This is a genomic window from Burkholderia sp. 4NA327C6, assembly GCF_005502655.1.
Classification (GTDB): Bacteria; Pseudomonadota; Gammaproteobacteria; order Burkholderiales; family Burkholderiaceae; genus Burkholderia; species Burkholderia contaminans.
In genome coordinates this window covers 102610-127884 of sequence record NZ_SCNZ01000008.1, presented here as the reverse complement: position 1 = coordinate 127884, position 25275 = coordinate 102610, and the positions used below count along the sequence as shown (strand labels likewise).

Genomic DNA, 25275 nt, shown 5'->3' with positions numbered 1-25275 from the left:
CTCTCCCGATTCAGCGGACTGCCAGCGACCGGCGCCACGCGAGCGTGTCGTCGAGCGCGCGTTTCGACGCATCGAACAACTGGTCGATTTCGTCGTGCGTGATGATCAGCGGCGGGCAGAAATTGAATGCATCGCCGAGTGCGCGCGTGATCACGCCATACGCGAGCGCCCGCTCGCCGGCATGCGCGGCCACGCCTTCGGACGGCGGGAACGGCGTTTTCGTCGCCTTGTCGGCGACCAGCTCGACCGCCGCGAGCAGCCCGGCCCCGCGCGCTTCGCCCACGAGCGGATGGTCGGCGAGATCGGCCACGCGCTGCTGGAAGTGCGGGATCACGCTGCGCACGTGGTCGAGCACGCCGTCTTCGTCGTAGATGCGCAGCGTCTCGAGCGCGACGGCCGCGCAAACCGGATGGCCGCTGTACGTGAAGCCGTGGCCGAACGTGCCGATCTTCTCGCTTTCGGCCACGAGAGCGCGATAGATCGCATCGTTGACCATCAGCGCCGAGATCGGCAGGTAGCCGGCCGACAGCTGCTTGGCGACGACGATCATGTCGGGCTGCATGCCGAAGGTTTCCGAGCCGAACATGTTGCCGGTGCGACCGAACCCGCAGATGACCTCGTCGGCCACGAGCAGGATGTCGTACCGCTTCAGCACGCGCTGGATCTTCTCCATATAGGTGGCCGGCGGGACGATCACGCCGCCCGACGCCATGATCGGCTCGGCAAAGAACGCGGCGATCGTGTCGGGCCCTTCGCGCAGGATCAGTTGCTCCAGCGACTCGGCGCAGCGTGTCGCGAACTGCGCCTCCGACTCGCCCGGCAGCGCATGACGGTAGTAGTGCGGGCAATCCGTATGCAGGATGCGATCGATCGGCAGGTCGAAGTCGCGATGGTTGTTCGGCAGGCCGGTCAGGCTCGCGGACGCGATCGTCACGCCGTGGTACGCCCGCGTGCGTGCGATGATCTTTTTCTTCAGCGGCCGCCCGAGCGCGTTGTTGTAATACCAGATCAGCTTCATCGCGGTATCGTTGGCTTCGGAACCCGAGTTCGCGAAGAACACCTTCGACATCGGCACGGGCGCCATCGCGATCAGTTTCTCGGCCAGCAGGATAGACGGTTCGGACGACTTATGACCGAACGCGTGATAAAACGGCAGTTTGCGCATTTGCCGGTCCGCCGCGTCGGCCAGCCGCGATTCGCTGAAGCCCAGCGACGCGCAGAACAGGCCGCTCAGCGCTTCGATATAGCGGTTGCCTTCCGTGTCGTACACGTAGACGCCCTCGCCGCGCTCGATCACCATCGGCCCGACATCGCGATGGCGGCTCAGGTTCGTGTACGGATGAAGGACGTGATCGATGTCGTTCTGCTTCAGAGTGTGCATGAGTACCTTCCTGGTTTCGTCTCTTCCATGGTCGTGTCCTGCGTGTACGGCACCGGCCTGAACAGGCCGCCGGTTCCCGCTATTTGAGCCCGCCGGACAGGAACTTCTGCAATCGCCCGCTTTTCGGCGTCTTCAATATGTCGCGCGGATGGCCTTCCTCCTCGACCACGCCTTGATGCAGGAACATCACGTGGTTCGACACTTCGCGCGCGAAGCCCATCTCGTGCGTGACGACGATCATCGTGCGGCCTTCGCGCGCGAGATCGCGCATCACCTTGAGCACGTCGCCGACCAGCTCCGGATCGAGCGCCGACGTCGGCTCGTCGAACAGCAGCGCGTCGGGCTCCATCGCGAGCGCGCGGGCGATCGCGACACGCTGCTGCTGACCGCCGGACAGGTGCGCCGGATACGCATCGGCGAAACGCGTCATGCCCACCTGCTCGAGATAGCGCGCCGCCCGCTCGCGCGCCTCCGCGCGGCCGAGCTTCAGTACGTGCAGCGGCGCCTCGACGACGTTCTGCAGCACCGACATGTGCGCCCACAGATTGAAATGCTGGAACACCATCGCGAGCCGCGTGCGCATCCGGCGCAACTGGACGGGATCCGAGATCCTGATCCGGCCGCTGCGGTCGACCGACGTCTTGACCTCGCCGCCGCCGAGAGAGACGCGGCCCGACGAAGGCGATTCCAGGAAATTGATGCATCGAAGCAGCGTGCTCTTGCCGGACCCCGACGAACCGATCACGCTGATCACGTCGCCCGGGTTGGCGGCCAGCGAGACGCCTTTCAGCACCTCGTTGTCGCCGTAGCGCTTGTGAAGATTCTCGACGGACAGTGCATTCATGTGGCGTGGCTCCGCGATTGGGCGAGCGGGGAAAGCGGCAGCGGCCGCAAGTGAACGAGCAGCCGGCGCTCGGTTGCGCGGATCAGCAGCGCGACGAGCCCGGTCAACGCGAAATAGACGGTGCCGACCGAAATGAACGCCTCGAACGGCGCGTAATAGTTCGCGTAGAAATCGCGCGCCGCGCCCGTCAGGTCGATCAGCGTGATCGCGCTGACGAGCGACGTGCCGTGCAGCATCAGGATGATTTCGTTGCTGTACGCGGGCAGGAACCGGCGCAGTGCCGACGGCAACACGATGCGGCGCCAGGCGGTCGCACGCGACATCCCGTACGCCTGCGCCGCTTCGATTTCGCCGTATGCGGTCGCGCGGATCGCGCCGGCCAGGATTTCGACGGTGTACGCGCAGGTGTTCGCCGTCAGCGCGATCATCGCGCAGCCGAACGGATCGCGCAGCAGCAACAGCAACGGATTACCGCGCTGCCACGCGTCCTGCACCCACTGGAACTGGCCGAAGCCGTAATACACGATCATCAGTTGCGCGAGCAACGGCGTGCCGCGCATGAACCACGTATAGACCGCCACCGGGCCGTGCACGAAGCGGTTCGGCGACACGCGCAGCACGGCGAGCGGAATCGCGAGCAGCAGCCCGAGAGCAAGCGACCCCACGGTCAGCTGCACCGTCACCCACAGCCCGCCCGTGTACGCACCGAGCAGCGACATCCATTGTTCATGGCTCATCCGTGCAGCCTCCCCTCGCGCATGCCGCGGTTCAGGCGCACGCGGGCCCGCGCCGCGCACGCCGTCGATCCCGACGTCACCAGCAGATACACCGCGCAGGCCGCGAGATAGAACGTCATCGGCGCCTGGGTCGTGCGGCCGGCCTGGTCGGAGATGAACATCACGTCGTGCAGGCCGATCAGCGACGCGATCGCCGTGGTCTTGAGCAGCACCAGCCAGTTGTTCAGGGCGGCGGGCAACGCGAGCCGCGCCATCTGCGGCAACAGGATGCGGCGAAACGCGAGCCAGCCCGAGAATCCGTATGCGCGCGCCGCCTCCATCTGGCCGCGTGGCACACCGAGGATCGCGCCACGGAACGTCTCCGTGTAGTACGCGCCGAATATGAAACCGATCGTCAGCACCGCGGTGGCGAACGCGTCGACGTCGGGCGCACGCAGGCCGTACACGGCCGACAGACGGTTCAGCACGATCTGGCCGCCATAGAACACCAGCAACATCATCACGAACTCCGGCACGCCGCGAATCAGCGTGGTATACGCGGTGGCGGCGGACACCAGCACGCGCGAGCCCGACAGCTTGGCCATCGCGCCCGCCATGCCGATGCACACGGCGAGCGCGACGGACAGCACGGCGAGCACGATCGTCACCTGGGCGCCGCGCAACAGGGCCGGCAGGTATTGCTGTAATGCGGACATGACGCTCCTTTCCCGCGCTGTCGGGGTTCGTTCCGGCCGCACCGACGCATCCCTGCGCGCCGGCGCGATGCCGATCGCCCGACGATCAGTAGATGTCGAAATCGAAGTACTTCTTCTCGATGGACTGATACACGCCGTTCGCGCGAATGGCCGTGATCGCCTGGTTCAGCTGCTGCCGGAGATCGTCGTCGGTCTTGCGCACCGGAATGCCGTAGCCCTCGCCCAGCAGCGTCTTCTGCTCGGGCGTCGTACCGACGATCGGCGTGCCGACGAACTTGAAGTTCGCGCCTTCCGGTTTCGTCAGGAACGCGGAATACGCGGCGGTCGCGTCCTGCAACGCGGCATCGATGCGGCCCGAGCGCAGATCGAGATAGACCTCGTCCTGGGTCGGATAGCGCACCAGCTGCACGCCGTTCTGCACCCAGTACGCGCTCGCGTACTTGTCGGCCAGCGTGCCGCGCTGGACGCCGACGCGCTTGCCCTTGAGTTCCGCCGGCGTCGCGTCCTTGATCGGGCTGTTTTTCGCGACGACCAGCCGGCGCGGCGTGTTGTAGTACTTGTCGGTGAACGCGACCTTCTGCTTGCGCTCGGCGGTGATCGCGACCGACGCGACGATCGCGTCGACCTTGTCGGCCATCAGCGCGGGCAGCAGGCCGTCCCAGCCGATCTGCACCAGCGTGCAATTGGCGTGCATCTGGGCGCACAGTGCATGGATGACGTCGATGTCGAAGCCCACCGGCGTGCCGTCGGGCTGCATCGACGAAAACGGCGGGTACGCGCCTTCATAGCCGATCCGGATGTCCTTCCACTCTTTCGCCTGGGCCTGCGCGGCCGCCAGCAGGACGGCGACGAGCAGCAGGAATCTCATCATGGGTCGTTTCATATCGACACTCCGTAACGTGTTTCGTGGGAAATGATTGCGTGATCGTGTTGCAGGTTGTTTGTCCGACAATTCGTTCGGATGACTTATCGACAGGCACGAGGCGACAGTCATCGCCTCGTCCTGTTTCCGTCAGTGCCCGCCCGTCATCCAGTCGCGCAAGGCCGGGACGGTCGCTTCGATGTGCTCACGCACCGCGGCCTCGAGCGCGGCAGGATCGCCGCCCCGGATCGCGTCGATCAGCCCCATGTGGTCGTCGCGCGACGTCTTCGGCTTGTAGGCCAGTTCGAGCCACAGACGCATGTGCGGCTCCACCACCGTGTGCAGCCCGGCAATCTGCGTGATCAGGCGCTGGCGGCCGCACAGCCGGCACAGATATTCGTGAAAGCTGCGGTGCGCGGTGACCCATTGCTGGCCGTCGGCTTCCGCGCGCTCCATCGCATCGATCAGGCGCGTCAATTCGTCGACATGCTGCGGCGTGATGTTCGGCAGCGCCATGCGTGCCGCCAGCCCTTCGAGTACGCCGCGCATGCCGAACACCACCTCCATCTCGTCGACGTCGAGCCCCCGCACGATCGCGCCGCGATTCGGGCGGATCGCGACCAGCCCTTCGCTGGCGAGCCGACGGAACGCCTCCCTCACCGGCATGCGGCTCGTATTGATCTCGGCGGCGATGTCCTCGGGAATCAGGCGATCGCCGGCCTTGTACGTTCCCATCCGGATGCGGTAGAGCACGTGTGCGTAGGCCTCTTCCTCGGCCGTGGCGGGAAATTGCGGATGCAGCGGCGGCGTACGTGTGTCCATGTTCATGCAATGACCTCTTTCGCGGAACGTCGGCATCGCCGCGCAATGCCCGCACGCGCAGGCGCGTGGCAGGCTCGCGAACTTCCGTTCGATCCCGAATGAAAGGCTGGTGTAATAGTGGATATTTGTATCTACGGCTGCACTATACGACGCCAGAAATAATGTCGAATATGGGTTAACCCTTGGGATCGGCGAGGCACTGACGCGCCCTCACCCGCCAACAAAAAACGCCCGACGCCGGGAATCCGGCGTCGGGCGTATCACCTCATTTGCAGCGTGCACCGCGCATGCCGCATTGAACGCACGGCATGCGTGGTGCTAGTTGTGCCTGCGGCCCGCGCGTCGGCCGCCTGGCCTGTCAGCGCGCGTCCGCGGGCACGGCAGCGCGCTTCGACACGCCGTCCCGCTCGATCCGCTCGACGATACGAGCGAGCCGAATGATGTCGGTCAGCGCGAAATCGGCCGCATCGGGCCGGGGCCGGCCGCACTGGTCGGCCATGCGCATCGCGAACGCGAGCGCTTCGGAACGCTCGCGCAGCAGCGCGCGCAGCGCATCCGCGATCACCTGCCGGTCGCGCGGGTCATCCAGGCCCAGCACGGGCCCGGCATCCGGCATCGCGAACGGCCCGGCCGGCCGCACGGCAACATCCGGCACGCGCATCGTGTTTCGTTCCATGGTCTTCCTCTTTATCGACTCGCGACCGACCGGCGCCGACCGGCACGTCAGCGCCGGTTCGACCGCGACACCACGTCGATCCACACCGCCAGCACCAGCACGGCGCCCTTGACGATCATCTGCCAGTACGCGTCGACGTCGAGCATCGACATCCCGTTGTCGAGGCTGGCCATCACGAGCGCGCCGATCAGCGCGCCGTAGACGGTGCCCGACCCGCCGCGCATCGACGTGCCGCCGATGAAGCACGCGGCGATCGCGTCGAGCTCGCCCATCGTGCCGGCGGACGGCGACCCGGCCGCGAGCCGCGCCGTGTTGACGAGGCCGGCAAACGCGCACATCAGCCCCATCAGCGCGAAGATCGCGAGCTTCACGCGATCGGTATCGACGCCCGACAGCCGCGTCGCCTCCAGGTTCGACCCCACCGCATAGATGCGCCGGCCGAATACCGTCTGCGTCGCGATCCACGAGAACACGCCGAGCAGCACGAGCAGCAGCAGCACGGGCACCGGGATACCGCCGTAACGGTCGAGCGTCGCGACGAACGCGAACAGCACGGCGCCCGCGCCGACGATCTTCGCGACGTCCTGCCACAACGGCGCGACCGTGAGCCGGTAGCGCCGCCGCGTGCCGCGCTGCCGCACCACCAGCAGCGTCGCGACCACGAACAGCAGCACCGCGAGGCCATCGCCGGCGATGCGCGGCAGATAGCCCTGCCCGATGAACACGAAGCCGTCCGACACGGGCGCGATCGTCGAGCCGCCCGTCACGCCGAGCAGGATGCCGCGAAACGCGAGCATCCCGCCGAGCCCGACGATGAACGACGGCACGCGCCGATAGGTCGACCACCAGCCGTTGAAGAGCCCGATCAGCACGCCGAGCGCGAGCACGACCGGCACCGTCGCCGCGACCGGCCAGTGGCGGTTGACGTCGAGGATCGCGGCGACGCCGCCGAGCAGCCCGAGCAGCGAGCCGACCGACAGGTCGATCTCGCCCGCGATGATGACGAACACCATCCCGCACGCGAGCATGCCGGTGATCGACATCTGCCGCAGCAGGTTCGATACGTTGCGCGGCGTGACGAACGCGCCGTCGGTCAGCACCGAGAAGAACGCCCAGATCGCGACGACCGCGAACAGCAGCGCAAGCAGCTTGTAGCGCGTGAAGATATGACGCAACGCCAGCCGCGGCGCACGCCCGTCGGGACGACGCGCATCGGTATCCGGCGTCGCCGGGGTCGAGGAAGAAAGTTCGGAATTCATCATGCACTCGCTGCGGTGGGTTCGGCGGGCAGCCGCGCGGGCTTCAGCGCGGCGCCGAGAATCTGTTCCTGCGTGAGGCCTTGGTTGACGAAATCGCCGCGCAACTCGCCTTCGCCGATCACCAGCACGCGATCGGCCAGACCGAGCACCTCCGGCAGCTCCGACGACACGACGATCAGCGCGACACCGCGCTTCGCAAGCGCGAAGATCAGCCGGTAGATCTCCACCTTCGCGCCCACGTCGACGCCGCGGGTCGGTTCGTCGAGGATCAGCACCTGCGGCTCGGTCAGCAGCATCTTCGCGAGCACCGCCTTCTGCTGATTGCCGCCCGACAGGCTCGCGATCGACAGGAACGGATGCGCGGCGCGCACCGACAACCGCTGCATCTCGGTGCGGATCGCATCGAGCTCGGCGGCCGCGTCGATCCGCCCGCGCGCCGCGAAGCGCCGCAGCACCGCCAGCGTGATGTTGTGGCCCACGCCGAGCTGCGGCACGATGCCGTGGCGCTTGCGGTCCTCCGGCACCATCGCGATGCCGGCGCGGATCGCGTCGGCCGGCGAGCGGATCGACAGCGGCCGGCCGTTCATCGTCACGCTCGCCGTGCACGCGCCCGGATACGCGCCGAAGATCGCCTGCATCAGCTCGGTGCGGCCCGCGCCGACGAGCCCGGCGACGCCGAGAATCTCGCCGCGCCGCACGCTGAACGACACGTCGTCGACCCGCTTGCGGCGCGCGTTCGTCACGTCGCGACAGGTCACGTTGCGCGCTTCCAGCACGACCTCGCCGATCTCATGAGGCTCCCGCGGATACAGGTCGCGGATCTCGCGGCCGACCATCATCGCGATGATCCGGTCGGTGGTCAGCGCGGCCATCGGCTCGGTCGCGACATGACGGCCGTCGCGGATCACGGTGACCGTGTCGCAGACGGCCGCGACCTCGTCGAGCTTGTGCGAGATGTACACGCACGCCACGCCGCGCCGCTTCAGGTCGCGCACGATGTCGAGCAGGATGCGCGTTTCGGCGGCGCTCAGCGACGACGACGGTTCGTCGAGGATCAGCAGCTTCGCGTCCTTGTTCAACGCCTTCGCGATCTCGATCAACTGCTGGTGGCCGCCGCCGTAGTTCATGACCGGCTGCGCGACGTTGATCGAGTCGATCCGCAACTCGCGCAGCAGCTCCTCGGCGCGCCGGACCATCGCGGAGAAGTTCATGCGCCCGCCCGGCAGCGTGATCTCGTTGCCGAGGAAGATGTTCTCGGCCACCGACAGTTCGGGCACGAGCATCAGCTCCTGGTGGATGATCACGATGCCCGCCCGCTCCGTGTCGCGCACGCCGGATGCCTCGAGCGGCGCGCCTTCCCAGCGGATTTCACCGTCCCACGTGCCGTGCGGATAGACGCCCGACAGCACCTTCATCAGCGTCGATTTGCCCGCGCCGTTCTCGCCGCACAGCCCGACGCATTCGCCGGGCCGCACGGTGAGGTCGATACCGTCGAGCGCTTTCACGCCGTCGAATGCCTTGACGATGCCGCGCATCGTCAGCAAGGGTTCCGTCATTCGTTCGTTGCCTCGCAGTAAGCGCGGCCGCCGTCGCGGCGGCCGCGCGTCGCGTCCGTCGTCCGCTTACTGGCTCGCCAGCTGCGCCTGGGTATAGAAGCCGTCCTTCACGACGACGTCGACGTTACGCTTGGTCAGCAGCGTCGGCTGCAGCAGCACCGTGTCGACCTTCTTCCGGCCGTTGTCGTACTGCGCGTTGAACGCGGGCTTCGTGCCCTTCGCGAGATCGACGGCAAGCTTCGCGGCTTCGCTCGCGATCAGCTTCAGCGGCTTGTAGACGGTCATCGTCTGCGTGCCGGCAATCACGCGCTTGACCGCCGCGAGATCCGCGTCCTGCCCGGATACCGGCACCTTGCCGGCCAGATGCTGCGCGGCGAGCGCCTGGATCGCGCCGCCGGCGGTGCCGTCGTTCGACGCGACGATCGCATCGATCTTGTTGTTGTTCGCGGTCAGCGCATCCTCGACGATCCGCAGCGCGGTCGACGCGCTCCACTCGGGCACCCACTGCTGGCCGACGACCTTGATGTCGCCGCGATCGATCGCGGGCTTCAGCACCTTCAGTTGTCCTTCGCGCAGCATCTTCGCGTTGTTGTCGGTCGGCGCGCCGCCGAGCAGGAAGTAGTTGCCCTTCGGCTTCGCATCGAACACACCCTGCGCCTGCAGCTCGCCGACCTTCTCGTTGTCGAACGAGATGTAAGCGTCGACGTCCGCGTCGAGGATCAGCCGGTCGTATGACACGACCTTGATGCCGGCCTTCTTCGCTTCGGCGACGACGTTGCCGAGCGTCTTCGAATTGAACGGCACGATCACGATCACGTCCACGCCGCGCGAGATCAGGTTCTCGATCTGCGAAATCTGCCGCTCCTCGCTCGCATCGGCCGACTGCACCGACACCTTCGCGCCGAGCTTCGTCGCGGCCGCGACGAAATAGTCGCGATCGCGCGACCAGCGCTCGACGCGCAGGTCGTCGATGCAGAAGCCGATCTCGGGTTTGTCCTTGCTCGCATGCGCGAGCGGTGCGCCCAGCGCGAACAGCGCCAGCGCAGCGGCGCCGGCAAGCGAACTCAATACGGTACGACGCGTCACGGATCTCATGTCTCCAGCTCCTTTTATTTGGACAACTTCACGAACGCCGGGCCGACGCCGAAATGCGCCGCCCGCATCGAGTCACTGCGAAAGACAGGATCGCGCGGCGCGAATCGCGCCGGCGATCCGCCCGTCAAACACCTGTTGCAAACACCGGTGCGAGCGCACCGTAAAGCGCGCGAAACGTCGGCCGGCGCACGTCGCGATACCACGCGTGGCGCTCGGGATCGGGCTCGCGCACCGCGACGACGGGCGGCTGCGGGCACACGTCGCCGAGCCGCGCATGCGGTTCGACCGCCAGATGCGCGAGGCGCGCGGCGCCGAGCGCCGGCCCCACTTCGCCGCCCGCGCGCAGCGTCAGCGCGCGGCCGCTCAGGTCGGCGAGCATCTGCGTCCAGTACGCGCTGCGCGAGCCGCCGCCGATTACCGTGATGCCGTCGGGTGCGAGCCCGGCCGCATGCAGCGCGTCGATGCCGTCGAGCAGCGCGAAGCCGACGCCTTCGAGCGTCGCGTTCGCGAGATCGGCGCGTTGCGTGTCGGGCGTGAGCCCGTAGAACACGCCCTTCGCGTTCACGTCGTTGTGCGGCGTGCGCTCGCCGCTCAGGTACGGCAGGAACCACGGGCGGCTCGCGCGTGCATGCGTCTGCGCATCGTCGAGCAGCGCCGCCACGCCGTCGTAACCGGCCAGTTGCGCGGTGAAGTCGATACAGCCGGCCGCGTTCAGCATCACCGACATCAGGTGCCACGTATCCGGCAGTGCATGACAGAAGCTGTGCACCGCCGATTCGGGATTCGCACGAAACCCGTCCGACACCGCGAAATACACGCCCGACGTGCCGAGCGACAGCAACGCATCGCCGGGCCGCACGATGCCGACGCCCACCGCGCCGGCCGCGTTGTCGCCGCCGCCGGCCACCACCGGGATCTCGCGCAGGCCGAGCGCCCGTGCGACGGCCGGCAGCAGCGTGCCGGTAACGCGGTTGCCTTCGAACACGGCCGGCATCTGCTCGCGCGACAGGCCGCACGCGGCGAGCAGCGTGTCGTCGTAATCGCGCTTCGCGACGTCGAGCCACAGCGTGCCGGCGGCATCCGACGGATCGGTCGCGAATGCGCCGGTCAGCCGGTAACGCAGGTAGTCCTTCGGCAGCAGCACATGGGCGATGCGCGCGAACACGTCGGGCTCGTGACGACGCACCCACAGCAGCTTCGGTGCGGTGAAGCCCGGCATCGCGATGTTGCCGGCCACCGCGCGCAGCGCGGGCGCGAGCCGTTCGAGTTCGTCGCACTCGGCGTCGGCCCGGCCGTCGTTCCACAGAATCGCGGGGCGCAACACGTCGCCGTGCGCATCGAGCAGCGTCGCGCCGTGCATCTGGCCGGTCAACCCGAGTGCGTCGATGTCGCGCGGATCGATACCGCCCGAGCGCGCGTCCGACACGAGGGCGGCGAGCGCGCCGCAGGCGGCGTCCCACCAGTCGCGCGGCGCCTGCTCGGACCAGCGCGGCTGCGGCCGGCTCACCGTGAGCGGGCGGCTCGCGCTCGCGCGCACCGCCCCGTCGCGGTCGAGCAGCACCGCCTTCACGCCCGACGTGCCGAGATCGAGTCCGATGTACATGGCGTCAGCGCAGCCCGTAGATCGCCTGGTTCACGATGTTCTCCAGCCGCTCCTGCGCGCCGCTCACGTGCCGCGGGTTCACGCCGCGCGCGAGCGCATCGGCCGCGAGCGACTCCAGCGTATAGCCGCCCGACAGGATCTGGCGGCCGAATGCGTCGTCCCACTGCGCATAGCGTTGCCGGCGCAGCGCGTCGAGCCGGTCGTTCTCGACCAGCACCGCCGCGCGTTCGAGCGCGAGCGCAAGCACGTCGATCGCGCCGACGTGGCCGTAGAACAGGTCTTCCGGATCGATGCTCTGGCGGCGCACCTTCGCGTCGAAGTTCATCCCGCCGGTCGTGAAGCCGCCGTGGCGCAGGATCTCGTAGAACGCGAGCGTCAGCTCCTCGACGCTGTTCGGGAACTGGTCGGTGTCCCAGCCGTTCTGCGGATCGCCGCGGTTCGCGTCGACGCTGCCGAACACGCCGAGCGCGAACGCATTCGCGATCTCGTGATGGAACGAATGGCCGGCGAGCGTCGCGTGATTCGCCTCGATGTTCACGCGGATCTCGTTCTGCAATCCGTACTGCACGAGGAAGCCATGCACGGTCGCGACGTCGTAGTCGTACTGATGCTTGGTCGGCTCCTGCGGCTTCGGCTCGATCAGCAGCGCGCCCTTGAAGCCGATCCGGTGCTTGTGCTCGACGACCATCGACAGGAAGCGGGCGAACTGGTCGCGCTCGCGCTTCAGGTCGGTATTGAGCAGCGTCTCGTAGCCTTCGCGGCCGCCCCACAGCACGTAGTTCTCGCCGCCGAGCCGGTGGGTCGCGTCGAGCGCATGACACACCTGGGTCGCGGCCCACGCGAACACGTCGGGGTTCGGGTTCGTCGCGGCGCCGGCCGCGAAGCGCGGGTGCGAGAACAGGTTCGCTGTGCCCCACAGGAGCCGCACGCCGCTCGCCTGCTGACGCTCGCCGAGATAGTCGACCATCCGCGCGAAATTGGCCGCGTATTCGCGCAGGCTGTCGCCTTCCGGCGCGACGTCGGTGTCATGAAACGTATAGAACGGCGTGCCGAGCTTCGTGAAGAATTCGAATGCGGCATCGGCCTTCATCCGCGCGCGTTCGAGCGCGTCGCCCGGCTGCTGCCACGGCCGCTGGAATGCGGCCTGCCCGAAGATGTCGTGGCCCGGCCAGACGAACGTGTGCCAATAGCAGACGGCGATCCGCAGATGCTCGGCAAGCGTCTTGCCGAGCACGCGCTTCTCGGGGTCGTAATGGTGATACGCAAGCGGGTTGTCCGACTGCGGGCCTTCGTAGCGAATCGCGGGAATGTGTTCGAAATACGACATGGCGTCTCCGTGCAGGTTCTTGTTGCAGCGCAACGCGCGTCGTGGTGGCGCACGCGGCCGAATTCGGTAGGCTGGATCGTGCCCGCGCCCCTGCCGGGCGGCAATTGCGAAATTGCGCAGCACGCTTAATGTTTCTTGCCAGCCGCTGCGCGCGGCGCACGTTCCGCCCTACAATCGCCGAACACCAGACATCGCGCGCCGCCGACCCGGGCGCGCCCCGGAGACAACGGCACGCGCCCCCCGACGCGCGTGCCCCGAGATCGAGATGACACGCGTCCCTTCCGCCCAGACACCGCATCGCATCGCGCTGCTGTTCAACGCGAACAAGGTCTACGACCGCGAGATCATCAGCGGCATCGGCCAGTACCTGCACACGACGCGCGTCGTGTGGGACCTGTTCCTCGAAGACGACTTCCGCTGCCGGCTCACCGGCATCGAGCGCTTCGACGGCGACGGCATCATCGCGGACTTCGACGATCCGGCCGTCGCCGACGCGCTCGCCGGCTCGCCGCTGCCGATCGTCGCGGTCGGCTCGTCGTACGAAGATCCGGCCCAGTATCCCGACGATGTCCCATATATTGCGACGGACAACCCGAAGCTGGTGTCGCTCGCGTACACGCACCTGATCGGGGCGGGACTCGCGCATTTCGCGATGTACAGCCTGCCGATCGCGCAGGAGAACCGCTGGGCGCAGCAGCGCGAGCTCGCGTTCGACCGGCTCGCGCGCGCGGACGGGCTCGATGCGCCGATCTACCGCGGGCTGTCGACGAGCGCATCGGGCTGGAATCACGCGATCGAACAGCTGATCGACTGGCTGCATGCACTGCCGAAGCCCGTCGGCGTCATCGCCGTGACCGATGCGCGTGCGCGGCACCTGCTGCAGGCGTGCCTGATCGCCGGGATCGCGGTGCCGGAACAGGTGGCGATCATCGGCATCGACAACGATCCGCTCACGCGCACGCTGACGCGCATTCCGCTGTCGTCGGTGATCCAGGGCACCGAGGAAATGGGCCGTACCGCCGCGCACCTGCTGCACCGGATGCTGCGCGGCGCGCGCTTTCCCGGGCAGCGCATTCTCGTGCCGCCGGTCGGCATCAACGTACTCGAATCGACGCGCCACCAGCCGCTGGCGAGCCCGCACGTGATGCGTGCGCGGCATTTCATTCGCCAGTACGCGTGCCAGGGGATCAAGACCGAACAGGTTGCCGACTACGTCGGCGTGTCGCGTTCGCTGCTCGAGGAGCACTTCCGGCGCGAACTGCAGCGCACCGTGCACCAGGAGATCCTGCGTCACAAGCTCGAAGCCGCGCAGGCGCTGCTCGCCGGCCGGCAGGCATCGAGCGCGGAAGTCGCGATCCGTTGCGGGTTCACGTCGCTTCAATACATGTACGCGGTGTTCCGGCGCGAACTCGGCTGCACGCCGCGTGAATACCAGGAACGTGCGGCCGCCACGAACTGACGCCCGCCGCCCATTCGACATCCACTCATGCACATCGATACCGAATCCTCCCATCTGACACCCGGCGCGCCACGCGTGCTTGCCGAGCCGTGGGGCGCACTGCCCGACGGCGAGCCCGTGCGGCGCTATACGCTGCGCAACGCGCACGGGATGCGCGTCGTCGTCAGCGACCTCGGCGCGACCGTCGTGTCGTGGCTCGCGCCCGACCGCACGGGGCGCTTTGCCGATATCGTGCTCGCGCACGACACGCCGGCCGAGTACCTCGAATCCGGTGCCTACCTCGGCGCGACGATCGGCCGCTGGGCGAACCGGATCGCCGGTGCGCGCTTCGAGCTCGACGGCATCGGCTACCCGCTCGACCGCAACGAGAACGGCAACCTGCTGCACGGCGGGGCGAACGGCTTTCATCGCGCGCGCTGGGACGTGATCGACGATTGCGGCGGGCTGACGCTTCGACTCGCTTCGCCGGAAGGCGACGGGGGTTTTCCGGGCAACGTGACCGTGCAGGTTCGCTACACGCTCGACGACGACGGCACGCTGACGATCGACTATTCCGGGTGGACCGATGCGCCGACGCCGCTGAACCTGACGAATCACAGCTACTTCAACCTGAACGGGCGCCCGGGCAGCGACGTGCGCGGCCATCTGCTGCAGATCGACGCCGACGCATTCCTCGAAGTGGACGATGCGCTGATCCCGACCGGCACGGCCGACGTGACGGGTACCGCGTTCGATTTCCGGCACAGCGCGCCGCTCGGCGCGCGCCTCGACTGGCCGCACGCGCAACTGGCCCGCGCGCGCGGCTTCGATCATTGCTTCGTGCTGGGCGACGGCGCGCACGAGGCCCGGCCCGTCGCACGCGTCTACGATCCGGAAAGCGGCCGCGAGCTGATTGTGTCGACCGATCAGCGGGGCCTGCAACTCTATACGGGCAACTATCTCGATGGCCTGCGCGTGAGCGGCGGCACACGTTGCACGCAACACGCGGCGCTGTGCCTGGAGGCGGGCGGCTTTCCTGACCAGGTGAACATGCCCGGCCTGAGCGGCGACGTGATCCTTTATCCGGACGCCGTCTATCGACAGACCACCCGGTATCGGGTGGCCGTTCATGCGTAGCGTGCGCGGGCGGACGAGCGGCAAGCCGGCTCCCGAAGCCGCTGGACCGCGTTGAAAATCCGCCCGCTCGCATGGCCCGACACATCGCGCCCCATCGGGGCAAAAACTGCACCCGGCGGCAAAACGTCCCCTGAAACAGCTCGGTAAAGTGGCCGGCGGCCCTGCGTCATGCATCACGGCCGCGCCAAAAATCCGATTCAGGAGACAAGCAATGCAACGCATCACGAGATCAGCCATTCGCCGATCGGCACGGGCCGCATCCGGCACCGCGCTCACGCTGGGGCTGTTTGCCTGCGGCGGCGTCGACTCCTCTGCCCCGCCTGTCACGCAGCAGGACTTCGGCTACACCACGTTGAACCTGATCACCCGGGACGGCCTGAAGTTCAAGGACATGGACAAGAGCGGTCAGCTCGAACCGTACGAAGACTGGCGGCTGAGTGCCGAAGTGCGTGCGCGCGACCTGGTCGGCCGCCTCACGCTGGCCGAGAAAGCCGGCCTGATGATGCACGGCACCGCGCCGGTGCTGAACGACACGACCGGTGCGGGCACCGGCTCCGCGTACGACCTGGCGGCGCTCAAGACGCTCATCAATCAGCGGGGCGTCAACACCTATATCACGCGCATGAGTGCCGATGCGCACACCATGGCCGACCAGGCGAACCAGATCCAGACGCTGGCGGAGCAGTCGCGGCTCGGCATCCCGGTGTCGATCAGCTCCGATCCGCGCAATCATTTCCAGTACACGCTTGGCGCAAGCGCGGGCAGCAGCGGCTTCTCGCAGTGGCCGGAAACGCTCGGCTTCGCCGCGATCGGCGATACGGCGCTCACGCGAAAATTCGGCGACATCGCGCGCCAGGAGTATCGCGCCGTCGGCATCACCGTGGCGCTTTCACCGCAAGCCGATCTGGCGACCGAACCGCGCTGGGCACGCATCAACGGCACCTTCGGCGAAGACGCCGATCTCGCCCGCACGCAGGTCCAGGCCTATATCGAAGGCTTCCAGGGCGGCAGCAACGGCATCCAGGCCAATAGCGTCATCGCGGTCGTCAAGCACTGGGCCGGATATGGCGCGCAGAAACTCGGGTTCGACAGCCACAATTACTACGGCCGCTATGCGACCTATCCGGGCAACAATTTCGCCTATCACCTGAAGCCGTTCGAAGGCGCCTTCGCCGCCAACGTCGGCTCGGTCATGCCGACCTATTCCGAGCCGGACATGACGGTGACGGTCGACGGCATCACGCTGGAGCCGGTTGGCGGCGCCTACGACAAGGCGTTGCTGACCGACCTGCTGCGCGGGAAATACGGCTTCAACGGCGTGATCGTGTCCGACTGGCTGATCGCCGACGACTGCGACGCGAACTGCATCAACGGTGTGTCATCGGGCGCGCCGTCGTTCGTCGGGCTGGGCATGCCCTGGGGGATGGAGGGCGCGACCCGCGTGCAGCGCTTCACGCGCGCGGTCGACGCCGGCATCGACCAGTTCGGCGGAGACGACGATCCGAGCGACCTCATCGACGCCGTCAATCGCGGGCAGTTGTCGGAAGCGCGCCTGTCGGAGTCGGCCTATCGCGTGCTGCTGCAGAAATTCCAGCAAGGCCTGTTCGACCATCCATATGTCGATGCGGACGCGGCCGGGAAGATCGTCGGAAACGCCGACTTCCAGGCCCAGGCGCTCGATGCGCAGCGCCGCTCGATGGTGCTGCTGCAGAACGACGGCAAGCTGCTGCCGATGACGGCGTCGGGCAAGAAAGTCTGGCTGTACGGCATCGATCCCGCCGTCGCGCGGCAATATGGCTATCAGGTCGTCGATACGCCGCGGGCCGCGGACGTGGCGATTCTCCGCGTGAGCACGCCCTATCAGACGCTGCACCCGAACTACATGTTCGGCTCGATGCAGCATGAAGGCAGTCTCGCGTTCGTCGACGGCAGTGCCGACTACGAGGCCATCAAGCAGGCCGCGCTCGCGCCGAAGTCGATCGTCTCGGTGTACATGGATCGTCCCGCGATCCTGACCAACGTGCAGGACAAAGCCACCGCGATCCTCGCGAACTTCGGCGTGACCGATGCCGCGCTGTTCGACGTGCTGACCGGGAAAGGCCAACCGCAAGGGAAGCTGCCGTTCGAGCTGCCGTCGTCGATGGCGGAAGTCGCGGCGCAGCGGGAAGACGTGCCGCACGATACCGCGCATCCGTTGTATCCGTTCGGCTTCGGCCTCTCGTATTGACGCGTTGCCGATGCCGGCCCGCTGACCGGGGCCGGCGTCGGCTAGGGCCGCCGGCTCGCGCCTTGCCGCTCGCTCGACGCGACGCGGTCGACCCAGCCCCGGTAGAACGCGCGGTACTTGAGCACGAGCTTGTCGTACTTGCTGTACGCGCCGCCGCCGTCCGGCTTCATCCCGTTCCAGATCTTGACGTCGTATCCCGCCGCCTGCCTGGTCTGCAGTCCGAACAGCACGTAGTCGATCGCGCGGCGCACGGGCCCGCCCGCCTTCCTGATCGAGATGAGCATGTGCATGACGTTCCTGCCGTCGCTCACCGGCGTCACACACTGGAGCAGCTTGTATTTGGCGTCTCCGTCCAGCGCGACGGTCATCACGCACCCGCCGGGGTAGCCGTCGAAGTGCAGGTTCATCTGCGACATGCTCAGGCCGAGCGCACGCGACAGCATGCCGAGGGGCCCGAAGTACCGGTTCACGGTGAAGTCGATCCCGGCGCCGAACCACGCGCCCGCCCGGGCCAGCGGCTCGACCTCCGGCCACGGGCGCCAGTCGTCGCAGAGCTTGAGTTCGAACGCCGAGATCGGCAGCGCGTGGACCGGGTGCGCGTGCTGCGCGTCGTAGAAGTTCTCGACGATCCGCAAGACCGCCGTCGTCGTCTCGAACGCGAAGTGCAGGTGCATGAAGTCGCCGTTGTCGACGTCGGCCGCGGCGATGTCGGGCAACGGGTGCAGCGGCTGCGGCGAGCCGTACCAGACCCACACGTAGCCGTACCGTTCGGTGGTGACCAGCGTCGGCTGGCGCGCGCCGCGCGGGACAGGCTCCAGCCGGTGCACCGCCTCGCTGTGGCCGGGAATGTGTACGCACTGGCCCTGCTCGTCGTACCGCCAGTGGTGAAACGGGCACTGGATGCACCCGTCCTTGACCTGCCCGTCGGCCAGGTTCGCGCCGAGGTGCGAGCAGTGGCGGTCCATCACCACGGCCCGCCCCATCGCGCCGCGCCACGCCACGCACGGCCGCCCGAACAGCGTCAGCTCCAGCGGCTTGTCCTTGAGGTCGTCCGAGCGCATCGCGACGTACCAGCTCGCGGCCACGCGCGTGGTCGCGTCGTACGCCCCCGACGGTTGCTCCCGGGCATCCGCTTGATGCAATTGAAATTGAACGTCGTCCATGGTCTCGTGGCAGTGTCGGCCGACTACTTCAGCGCCAGGCCGACGCGGGTGGTGACGTACGCCCTGAGCAGCGCGAACATCGGGTTGTAGTCGAAGTACTTTTTCACCTCGGCCGGCGCGCTGGTCTGCGTCCAGTGCAGCAGCTTCATCGCCGGCAGCAGGCTGTACTTCGAATTGTTGAGCTGCGGCTTGGCCCCGGTGATGCAGTACCCGAAGCCGAACATCGGCTTCGCGAATTCCCGTTCGTTGATGAGGACGTGAATCCGCGCGGCGGCCTCCCCGGCCGCCTTGCGCCCGGCGCTCACCGCTTCGACCTCGGCCTTGGCGTCGTTGAACAACTGGTAGTACCCCTCCATGTCCGCGCACAGGAAGCCGAGATACGGCGCGTTGTCGTCGAGGTGATCGAGGTCACGCTCGTTGCGCGATGCGCGGAACCTCGCGTGGGCCTGCACGAGCCGGAACTGCCCGAGGATCGTGCCGACCGCCCACAACCGGTGGAACGCGTCCCACAGCCGGAAGTCCGAGAACGCCGTGTAACAGCAGCTGACGAAGTCGTCGTTGTGATCCAGCAGCTTCTGCTGCAGGCGCTCGATGTACTCGAAGCGCTCGGGGGAGAAATCGTCGTCGCGCAGCGCCTTGATGAGGCGCGCCGCGAGCGCGTGAATGGTCACCGCGGTGTTCTCGAGCCCCCGGGAGAAGAGCGGGTCGATGAACCCGTTCGCGTGCAGCATCAGGCAGTAGCGGTCGCCGACGCACGCGCGCGACGAGAACTGCAGGCGATCGGTCTTGACCCAGTCGCGCACCGGCACGGCATCGCGAAACTGCGCGCCGATGCTCGGGAACCGCGCGAGGAATTCGTCGAACTCCTGCTGCGCGGGGATATCCGTTTTCGGGTAGACACGCGGGTCGAGCTGCAGGCCGACGCTCACCAGGTTGTTGGTCGACCGCGCGTGGTTGTTGAACGGAATCACCCAGAGCCAGCCGCCCTCGAACATGTGGTGCAAGGTCCCTTCGTGCCAGCGCCAGCGCTGCCCCTTGACCTTGAAGATGTCGTCGAACGGCTTGACCCCGAGCATGTGCGTGTAGAGGCTGCGCGAGTGCGTCTTGAAGCGGCACGGCTCTTCGCGGAGGTTGAACTTGGTCGCGAGCGGCGCGCGGGGCCCTCCGCAGTCGATCATGTACCGGCCCGTGAACCGTTCGCCCTGCGCGGTAGCCACCGCGACGCCGTCCTTGTCGGCGTGGTAGTCGGTCACGCTCGTCTTCTGGCGGACCGTACAGCCGTATTTGATGGCGGCCTGCAGCAGGTAGGCGTCGACGTCCTGCCGGTAATAATGGCTCTCCGGTCCCCACGGCAGCTCCGGAATGACGCACTGGGTGAACTCCTTCGGATCGTGCTCCTCGCCGGGCTTGTGGAACACGAAGCCGAAGTTGCGCTTGATGCCCGTGCTCGACGCGACGTAACGCTGCGTCGCATAGAACGACGTGATGTGGTCCAGCTCCGGAATGCCGTAGCGATCGGCGATGATGCGGTTCATCAGCGAGGTCTCGGGGATCGACGATTCCCCGATCGTGAACCGTGGGTGCGACGACTCCTCGATGATCAGGACACGAAACTTTTGTTTGGCCAGGATGGCCCCCATCTGGGTGCCGGACATGCCCGAACCGAGGATGATCACGTCGAAGTGGTGGTTATCGCGCTCGTTTGCAGTGCTCTTCTGAGTCATGGGGGCAAGCTCTCCTGGTGAGATGGAACACACGGCCAAGCACGTCAGGCGTCAGGCGTCTGGTATCAGGTCTCGGCGAGCGCGGCGTGGAGGCGGGACCGTGCGTCGCGCGTGAGCGTGAGCAGATCGCCGAGCATGCTGGGCGCGTACCCGCCGCTGCCGATCGTGGGGCCGGTTTGCCCGGCTGCGTACGTGCGCTCCGCCAATTTGAGGTGAGGCGCCCGGAAGTGCAGCAGGATCTCGAAGATCCGCTCGAGGGCCGCCAGCCCGGCCCCGACGGGCTCGCCCCGCTCGCGGGCCGCTTGCGCCTCGCCGAGCACACGGTCGACGAGCGCCTGCCTTCCGGCGAACCGGGCGTAGATCGCCCTGAACGCGGGAAGCACGTAGGGCAGGTACGTCTCCTTGAATTCCAGATAAGCCGGGTGGTCCGATTGCGATCCCCACAACACGTGCTCCAGCACGAAGAGGGGCATTTCCACGGCGCCGGGGCCAAGGTAGCTCCGGCCCCCGACACGAATCGGTTCGTAGAACGGGCGAAGCTCGTCGTAGAAGACTTGCGGCGAGATGAAGCGGTACGCGTAGACGATCGATTCGACCATTTTCTGCAGATGGGCCGCCAGCTCGACGCACCCTTCCTCGAACGCAGGCGAGCGCAGCGGCACGTCGTATAGCTCGACGGTCAGCGCGATGGCCGCCTCGAGGGACGCCATCGAGATGCGCACGCTCTCGAGCAGGTGCGCTTCGTCGCCGAGCCCGGTGTAGCTCCGCTGCGCGTCGGCCGTCGCGGGGTTCCAGACTGTCACATGCAGGAGCGTCTCGCGCGGCGGCAGGTCGGTCACACGTGCGAGGTCGAGCAGCACCGGCTCGAGCCCGGGCACCACGTCCACGGGCTCGTGTCCGTGCCGCTTCAGCGACCCCAGGAAGAACCCGATGTCGCGCATCGCGGCGGCGGCTTCGACGAAGCCCCAGCCGGACGGCACGCCGCGCGCCGGAAGAAACTCGCGCAGCAGGCCGACGATGCCGGGCACGTCGTTCCTGCGATTCAGGGCCGGCAGCTGCAGCACGAGCGCCCGCGCGCGCAGCGGATCGCACGCCGCCACCGCGGCGTGCGTGGCCGCGAATGCGCGTGCCCGGCCCAGGGCGCGCTCCACTACAGCGTCTCCGGCGCCGCGACCGGCCCGGGCTGGCTGCGAGCGCGCCCTGCCTCGCCGTCACGCAGCGACCGCAGGTAGTCGTAGTTCGTCGGCAGGCTCGCGCGCAAACGCTCGGCCTCGCGCCGGATGCGGGCGAACATCGCCTCGGCCTTGTCGACCGACGCCGGCCGGTGCTGCAGCAGCGGCAGCGAACGGTCGGGCAGCAGCCCCAGGCCGGCAAAGATGCAGTAGTAGTTGCCGTTCAGCCAGAAGTTCTTGAATTCGTAGTCGAACGTTTCGTAGTACGTCGCGTCGTCGAACGACGTGGTGGTGAGCGGCAGCCCCGCCTTGTAGCGTTCGACCTTGTCCTTGATGGCGTCCGAGAGCCGCAGGTCGTGCCGGTTCGCGCGCCAGAACGGCGTGTCGTCGCGCGACGCGGTGAAATAGTGCGCCTGGACGAAATCCCGGCAGTCGTCGAACATGTAGACGATCTCGGCGTTGAACGCGTCTCTCAACCGCGGATCGAACCCGGTGTCGGGGAAGTGCTTCACGAGCTGGTAAAGCGCCGCGTAGATGAAGTAGATCCCCGTCGATTCCAGCGGCTCCAGAAAGCACGACGACAACCCGATCGCGACGCAGTTGTTGACCCACGCCCGCCCGTTGCGCCCGACCCGGAACTTGATCTGGTTGAGCGGCTGCTTGTCGGACAGGCCCCAGAGGTTGAGGAAGTCGGCGGTGGCCTGGTCGCGCGACGTGAACTTGCTCGAGAACACGTAGCCGCTGCCGAACCGGCCCAGCATCGGAATCTTCCAGGTCCACCCCGCGTTCATCGCGATCGCGGACGTGTACGGTTCGATCCCCACGCGCGCATCGTCGTTGGGCACCGCGCTGGCGACCGCGCTGTCGCACAGCAGGTAGTCGGACATGTCGATGAAGGGCTCTTTCAGGGCCTGGTTGATCAGGAGCCCCCGCATGCCGGAGCAGTCGATGAACAGGTCCGCCTCCAGCGTCCGACCTTCCTTGGTGGACAGGCTAGCGATATCGCCGCGCTCGTTCAGGTGAACCTCCACGACCTCGTCGACCACGCGTGTCACCCCGCGCGCGACGGCCCAGCGCTTCAGGAAATCGGCCACCAGGTGCGCGTCGAAGTGCCATGCGTGGGGCATCTGGCGGGTGCCGTCGAGCAGGCACGGTGCCAGCCTGGCGTCGAGCGCCTCGGGCTGCGCGTAGCACGCGTACTCCATCGGCTGCTGGAAGCCCTGCTCCCGCTTGCGCAGCCAGTAATGGGTCAGCGGCACGCCGTCGCAGTTCGGCACGCTGCCGAACAGATGGTAGAAGTGATCGTCGCGCGAGCGGTCGGGCGACTTCCTCCAGTTCACGAACTTGATGGCGGACTTGAACGCGCCGTTCACCTGGGGCATCCACTCCCGCTCAGGTATCCCGAGGAAGTCGAAGAACACCTTCTGCAGATTCGGGATGGTCGCCTCGCCCACGCCGATCCGCGGGATCGCCTCGGACTCGATGAGCGTGATGTTTGCCTGCTGCTGGAGCGCCCGGACGAGGTACGAGGCGGACATCCAGCCCGCGGTGCCGCCGCCCACGATGACGATATTCTTGATCGGATGGCTCATGACGCGCTTCCCATAGGATTTGAAACCCGAATGGACATCTGCGAGGGTGCTCAATTGATCCACGTTTAGAATAGGCCGTCGATTAATTAAATCAAACTGGCATGTTTGACAGGATTTTTATTTGTTTTACCCGGGATTCCATCTCGCGATCCAGATACTGAATACGATGCGCATCGACAATAAATCACTTCATATTGAAAACAATATTTGTCAGCAATTTGATGGTTAGTGCATGACCATTGAATTATCCCCGTTTTTCGCCTCCCGGCCAGGCACATTGGCGCGCCGACATCACGTTATCGAATACGACCCCGCAAAAATTGCGCGCTTGAAATACGAATAAATTTATTTCGGCAAATTCGACCTGGAACCTTAAAATTTCCGGAGCAATTGCAATGACAATTTCAGATTCCCGGATTTTAATTTTGAGCGCGATAATTCATGTCATCGACTCACATATCGTGATAATCGAATGAAGCAATCGATCGCGGAGTTTCGCTATCTCAAACGCGAGGAACAAGAGTTGTCACTGACACTTTCCGCGACTTATGATGATCCGCACCAAACCAATCGCTGGAAAAACGAGGTTCACCCATGTTGACGTTGAGCCCCATGCTGAAGATGTCGTTCTACGCCGCAATCGTGCTGCTGGTACCCGGGCCGACAAACACGCTGCTGCTGTCCGCCGGGCTCAAGCTGAATCTGCGAGGTGCGTGCAGGCTGGTCGCGGCGGAGGCGTCAGGCTATGTGATCGCCATCACCGTATGGGGCTTTTTTCTCTGGTCGCTGGCGACGCAATATCCGTGGATCGTCAGTGTCGTCAAGTTGATCAGCGCCACGTTCATCTTCTACCTCGCGGTGAAGATGTGGTTCAAGGGCGCCGACTTCGACACCACCGACGCACCGCCGCTGGGGTTCCGAGGGCTTTTCCTCGCGACGTTGATGAATCCGAAGGCCTTGCTGTTTTCAAGCGCAATTTTCCCGGAGGCAGCGTTCAGGTCGCTCGAGATTTTCCTGACGTCGACAGGTGTGTTTCTGATCACGCTGGTACCGATCGGACTGCTGTGGTCCCGGTCGGGGCGGCTGCTGGTCATGAATCGTACTGAGGGTCGACTGGCTTCCATCGTGCTGCGGTGTTCCTCGCTCGTGTTGCTGACGTTCGCAGCAACGCTGGCCAGTTCCGTGCTCAATCGATGAGGGGGCGCGGCGCATTGTCGTGGCACCCATCGGCATGGATGCCGGGATCACCTTGCAGCGCGTTCACCAAATGCCTGACAGCGTTGCCCCGCGTTCGTCCTCGCTACGGCCGGCGTTGCGCCAAGGCTAAACGGAGGCCCACAACGGATCAGGCACGACCGCTACGGGCTTTGCGCATGCTTTCAGCTGCGACCTTGGACTCGTTCAGCAGCATCTCCGCCGCCTGCCAAGCCCTTGCGGCAGCGCGCGGATCCCCGATTGCGCGTGCATCCGCGGTCGCCCCGCTCAGCAACATCACGTACACGCCTGCCAGCTGACGGGCCCGGCGACGCGGAACGATCTCGGCGAGCAGTTGCTCCATGAGGGCCAGCAAGTCATCCCGATAGCGCACCGCCACGTCGGTCACCTTGGGGCAGGTCGCGCCAAACTCGGCCAGCGCACGCTCGAACAGGCAGCCCGCGAACTCCGGGCTGCTGAACCAGGTGCCGTACCAGTCGAATATTCCCTTCAGGCGCGCAGCGGCGTGCGGCATGGGGCCGAGCTTCGCCGCGATGCTCTCCATGATGAAGTTGTAGCGCTGTTCCAGCACGGCCTTGATCAGGTCGTCCTTGCTCGCGAAGTGATGGTAGAGCGTCATGCGGGCAACGTCCGCTTCGGCGATGATCCGGTCGATGCCGACCGGATGAAAACCATGGAGGGAAAACAACTCACCTGCCTTGTCGACCACCTGCTGGCGTTTGCTCGCGCGCATTCATGCATCTCCTGACT

Annotated in this window: 21 protein-coding genes; 4 read left to right on the top strand and 17 right to left on the bottom strand. The window is 66.4% G+C overall.

Translation table 11 applies throughout. The annotated features are described in order from the left end of the window. Positions 1–10: 10 nt before the first annotated feature. From FFS49_RS11095 to xylA, 12 genes are all read right to left on the bottom strand, one after another. Complete coding sequence (locus tag FFS49_RS11095; RefSeq protein WP_105815590.1) at positions 11–1381, bottom strand: aspartate aminotransferase family protein; 1371 nt, start codon at positions 1379–1381, stop codon at positions 11–13. A gap of 79 nt (positions 1382–1460) precedes the next feature. Next, positions 1461–2225 carry an ATP-binding cassette domain-containing protein gene (locus tag FFS49_RS11090; RefSeq protein WP_105815589.1) on the bottom strand — a complete coding sequence of 255 codons (765 nt, stop codon included), beginning with the start codon at positions 2223–2225 and terminating at the stop codon, positions 1461–1463. Beyond that, positions 2222–2962: an ABC transporter permease subunit gene (locus FFS49_RS11085; RefSeq protein ID WP_105815588.1), complete on the bottom strand. Its 741-nt coding sequence runs from the start codon at positions 2960–2962 to the stop codon at positions 2222–2224. Before FFS49_RS11085 ends, FFS49_RS11090 begins: the two co-directional genes overlap by 4 nt. Continuing rightward, positions 2959–3657, bottom strand: a complete 699-nt coding sequence (locus tag FFS49_RS11080) for an ABC transporter permease subunit (RefSeq protein ID WP_105815587.1) — start codon at positions 3655–3657, stop codon at positions 2959–2961. The genes FFS49_RS11085 and FFS49_RS11080 overlap by 4 nt, the downstream gene beginning before the upstream one ends. 85 nt (positions 3658–3742) lie before the next feature. Beyond that, positions 3743–4528 (bottom strand): ABC transporter substrate-binding protein, encoded by a 786-nt coding sequence (locus FFS49_RS11075; protein ID WP_039371210.1) that lies wholly within the window; start codon positions 4526–4528, stop codon positions 3743–3745. A gap of 141 nt (positions 4529–4669) precedes the next feature. Then, positions 4670–5347 carry a GntR family transcriptional regulator gene (locus tag FFS49_RS11070; protein ID WP_105815586.1) on the bottom strand — a complete coding sequence of 226 codons (678 nt, stop codon included), beginning with the start codon at positions 5345–5347 and terminating at the stop codon, positions 4670–4672. A 352-nt stretch (positions 5348–5699) separates the two neighbouring features. Beyond that, complete coding sequence (locus FFS49_RS11065; protein ID WP_105815585.1) at positions 5700–6017, bottom strand: hypothetical protein; 318 nt, start codon at positions 6015–6017, stop codon at positions 5700–5702. A gap of 47 nt (positions 6018–6064) precedes the next feature. Beyond that, positions 6065–7276: a sugar ABC transporter permease gene (locus tag FFS49_RS11060; protein ID WP_105815673.1), complete on the bottom strand. Its 1212-nt coding sequence runs from the start codon at positions 7274–7276 to the stop codon at positions 6065–6067. Further along, a complete protein-coding gene (gene xylG / locus FFS49_RS11055) occupies positions 7276–8832 on the bottom strand; it encodes a D-xylose ABC transporter ATP-binding protein (RefSeq protein WP_105815584.1) in 1557 nt (518 codons plus the stop codon). Before xylG ends, FFS49_RS11060 begins: the two co-directional genes overlap by 1 nt. Positions 8833–8898: 66 nt before the next feature. Continuing rightward, positions 8899–9927 carry a D-xylose ABC transporter substrate-binding protein gene (gene xylF, locus FFS49_RS11050; protein ID WP_105815583.1) on the bottom strand — a complete coding sequence of 343 codons (1029 nt, stop codon included), beginning with the start codon at positions 9925–9927 and terminating at the stop codon, positions 8899–8901. A 124-nt stretch (positions 9928–10051) separates the two neighbouring features. Then, positions 10052–11530, bottom strand: coding sequence for a xylulokinase (gene xylB, locus FFS49_RS11045; RefSeq protein WP_105815582.1), 1479 nt, complete (start codon positions 11528–11530; stop codon positions 10052–10054). A 4-nt stretch (positions 11531–11534) separates the two neighbouring features. Continuing rightward, on the bottom strand, positions 11535–12857 hold the full coding sequence (gene xylA / locus FFS49_RS11040) for a xylose isomerase (protein ID WP_039371233.1): 1323 nt from the start codon (positions 12855–12857) through the stop codon (positions 11535–11537). A gap of 265 nt (positions 12858–13122) precedes the next feature. On the opposite strand from xylA, the gene FFS49_RS11035 reads away from it, so the two are divergent. The 3 genes from FFS49_RS11035 to FFS49_RS11025 all read left to right on the top strand — a co-directional run bounded on the left by FFS49_RS11035 (position 13123) and on the right by FFS49_RS11025 (position 17659). Continuing rightward, a complete protein-coding gene (locus tag FFS49_RS11035; RefSeq protein WP_039371235.1) occupies positions 13123–14316 on the top strand; it encodes a DNA-binding transcriptional regulator in 1194 nt (397 codons plus the stop codon). Between the two features lie 27 nt (positions 14317–14343). Next, positions 14344–15432 (top strand): aldose epimerase family protein, encoded by a 1089-nt coding sequence (locus tag FFS49_RS11030; protein ID WP_105815581.1) that lies wholly within the window; start codon positions 14344–14346, stop codon positions 15430–15432. 211 nt (positions 15433–15643) lie between these two features. Further along, positions 15644–17659: a glycoside hydrolase family 3 N-terminal domain-containing protein gene (locus FFS49_RS11025; RefSeq protein ID WP_105815580.1), complete on the top strand. Its 2016-nt coding sequence runs from the start codon at positions 15644–15646 to the stop codon at positions 17657–17659. Between the two features lie 41 nt (positions 17660–17700). Here FFS49_RS11025 and FFS49_RS11020 read toward each other — a convergent pair whose 3' ends face one another. The 4 genes from FFS49_RS11020 to FFS49_RS11005 form a co-directional block, all read right to left on the bottom strand. Continuing rightward, positions 17701–18822, bottom strand: coding sequence for a Rieske 2Fe-2S domain-containing protein (locus FFS49_RS11020; protein ID WP_039371244.1), 1122 nt, complete (start codon positions 18820–18822; stop codon positions 17701–17703). A gap of 23 nt (positions 18823–18845) precedes the next feature. Further along, positions 18846–20546: a tryptophan 7-halogenase gene (locus FFS49_RS11015; RefSeq protein WP_105815579.1), complete on the bottom strand. Its 1701-nt coding sequence runs from the start codon at positions 20544–20546 to the stop codon at positions 18846–18848. A 65-nt stretch (positions 20547–20611) separates the two neighbouring features. Then, entirely contained in the window at positions 20612–21697 is a 1086-nt protein-coding gene (locus FFS49_RS11010) for a monodechloroaminopyrrolnitrin synthase PrnB family protein (RefSeq protein WP_105815578.1), read from the bottom strand. Then, positions 21697–23310: a tryptophan halogenase family protein gene (locus tag FFS49_RS11005; protein ID WP_105815577.1), complete on the bottom strand. Its 1614-nt coding sequence runs from the start codon at positions 23308–23310 to the stop codon at positions 21697–21699. The genes FFS49_RS11010 and FFS49_RS11005 overlap by 1 nt, the downstream gene beginning before the upstream one ends. Before the next feature lie 594 nt (positions 23311–23904). On the opposite strand from FFS49_RS11005, the gene FFS49_RS11000 reads away from it, so the two are divergent. Further along, positions 23905–24507: a LysE family transporter gene (locus FFS49_RS11000; protein ID WP_105815576.1), complete on the top strand. Its 603-nt coding sequence runs from the start codon at positions 23905–23907 to the stop codon at positions 24505–24507. A gap of 148 nt (positions 24508–24655) precedes the next feature. On the opposite strand, the gene FFS49_RS10995 is transcribed toward FFS49_RS11000, so the two are convergent. Continuing rightward, entirely contained in the window at positions 24656–25258 is a 603-nt protein-coding gene (locus FFS49_RS10995; protein ID WP_105815575.1) for a TetR/AcrR family transcriptional regulator, read from the bottom strand. Positions 25259–25275: the final 17 nt, after the last annotated feature.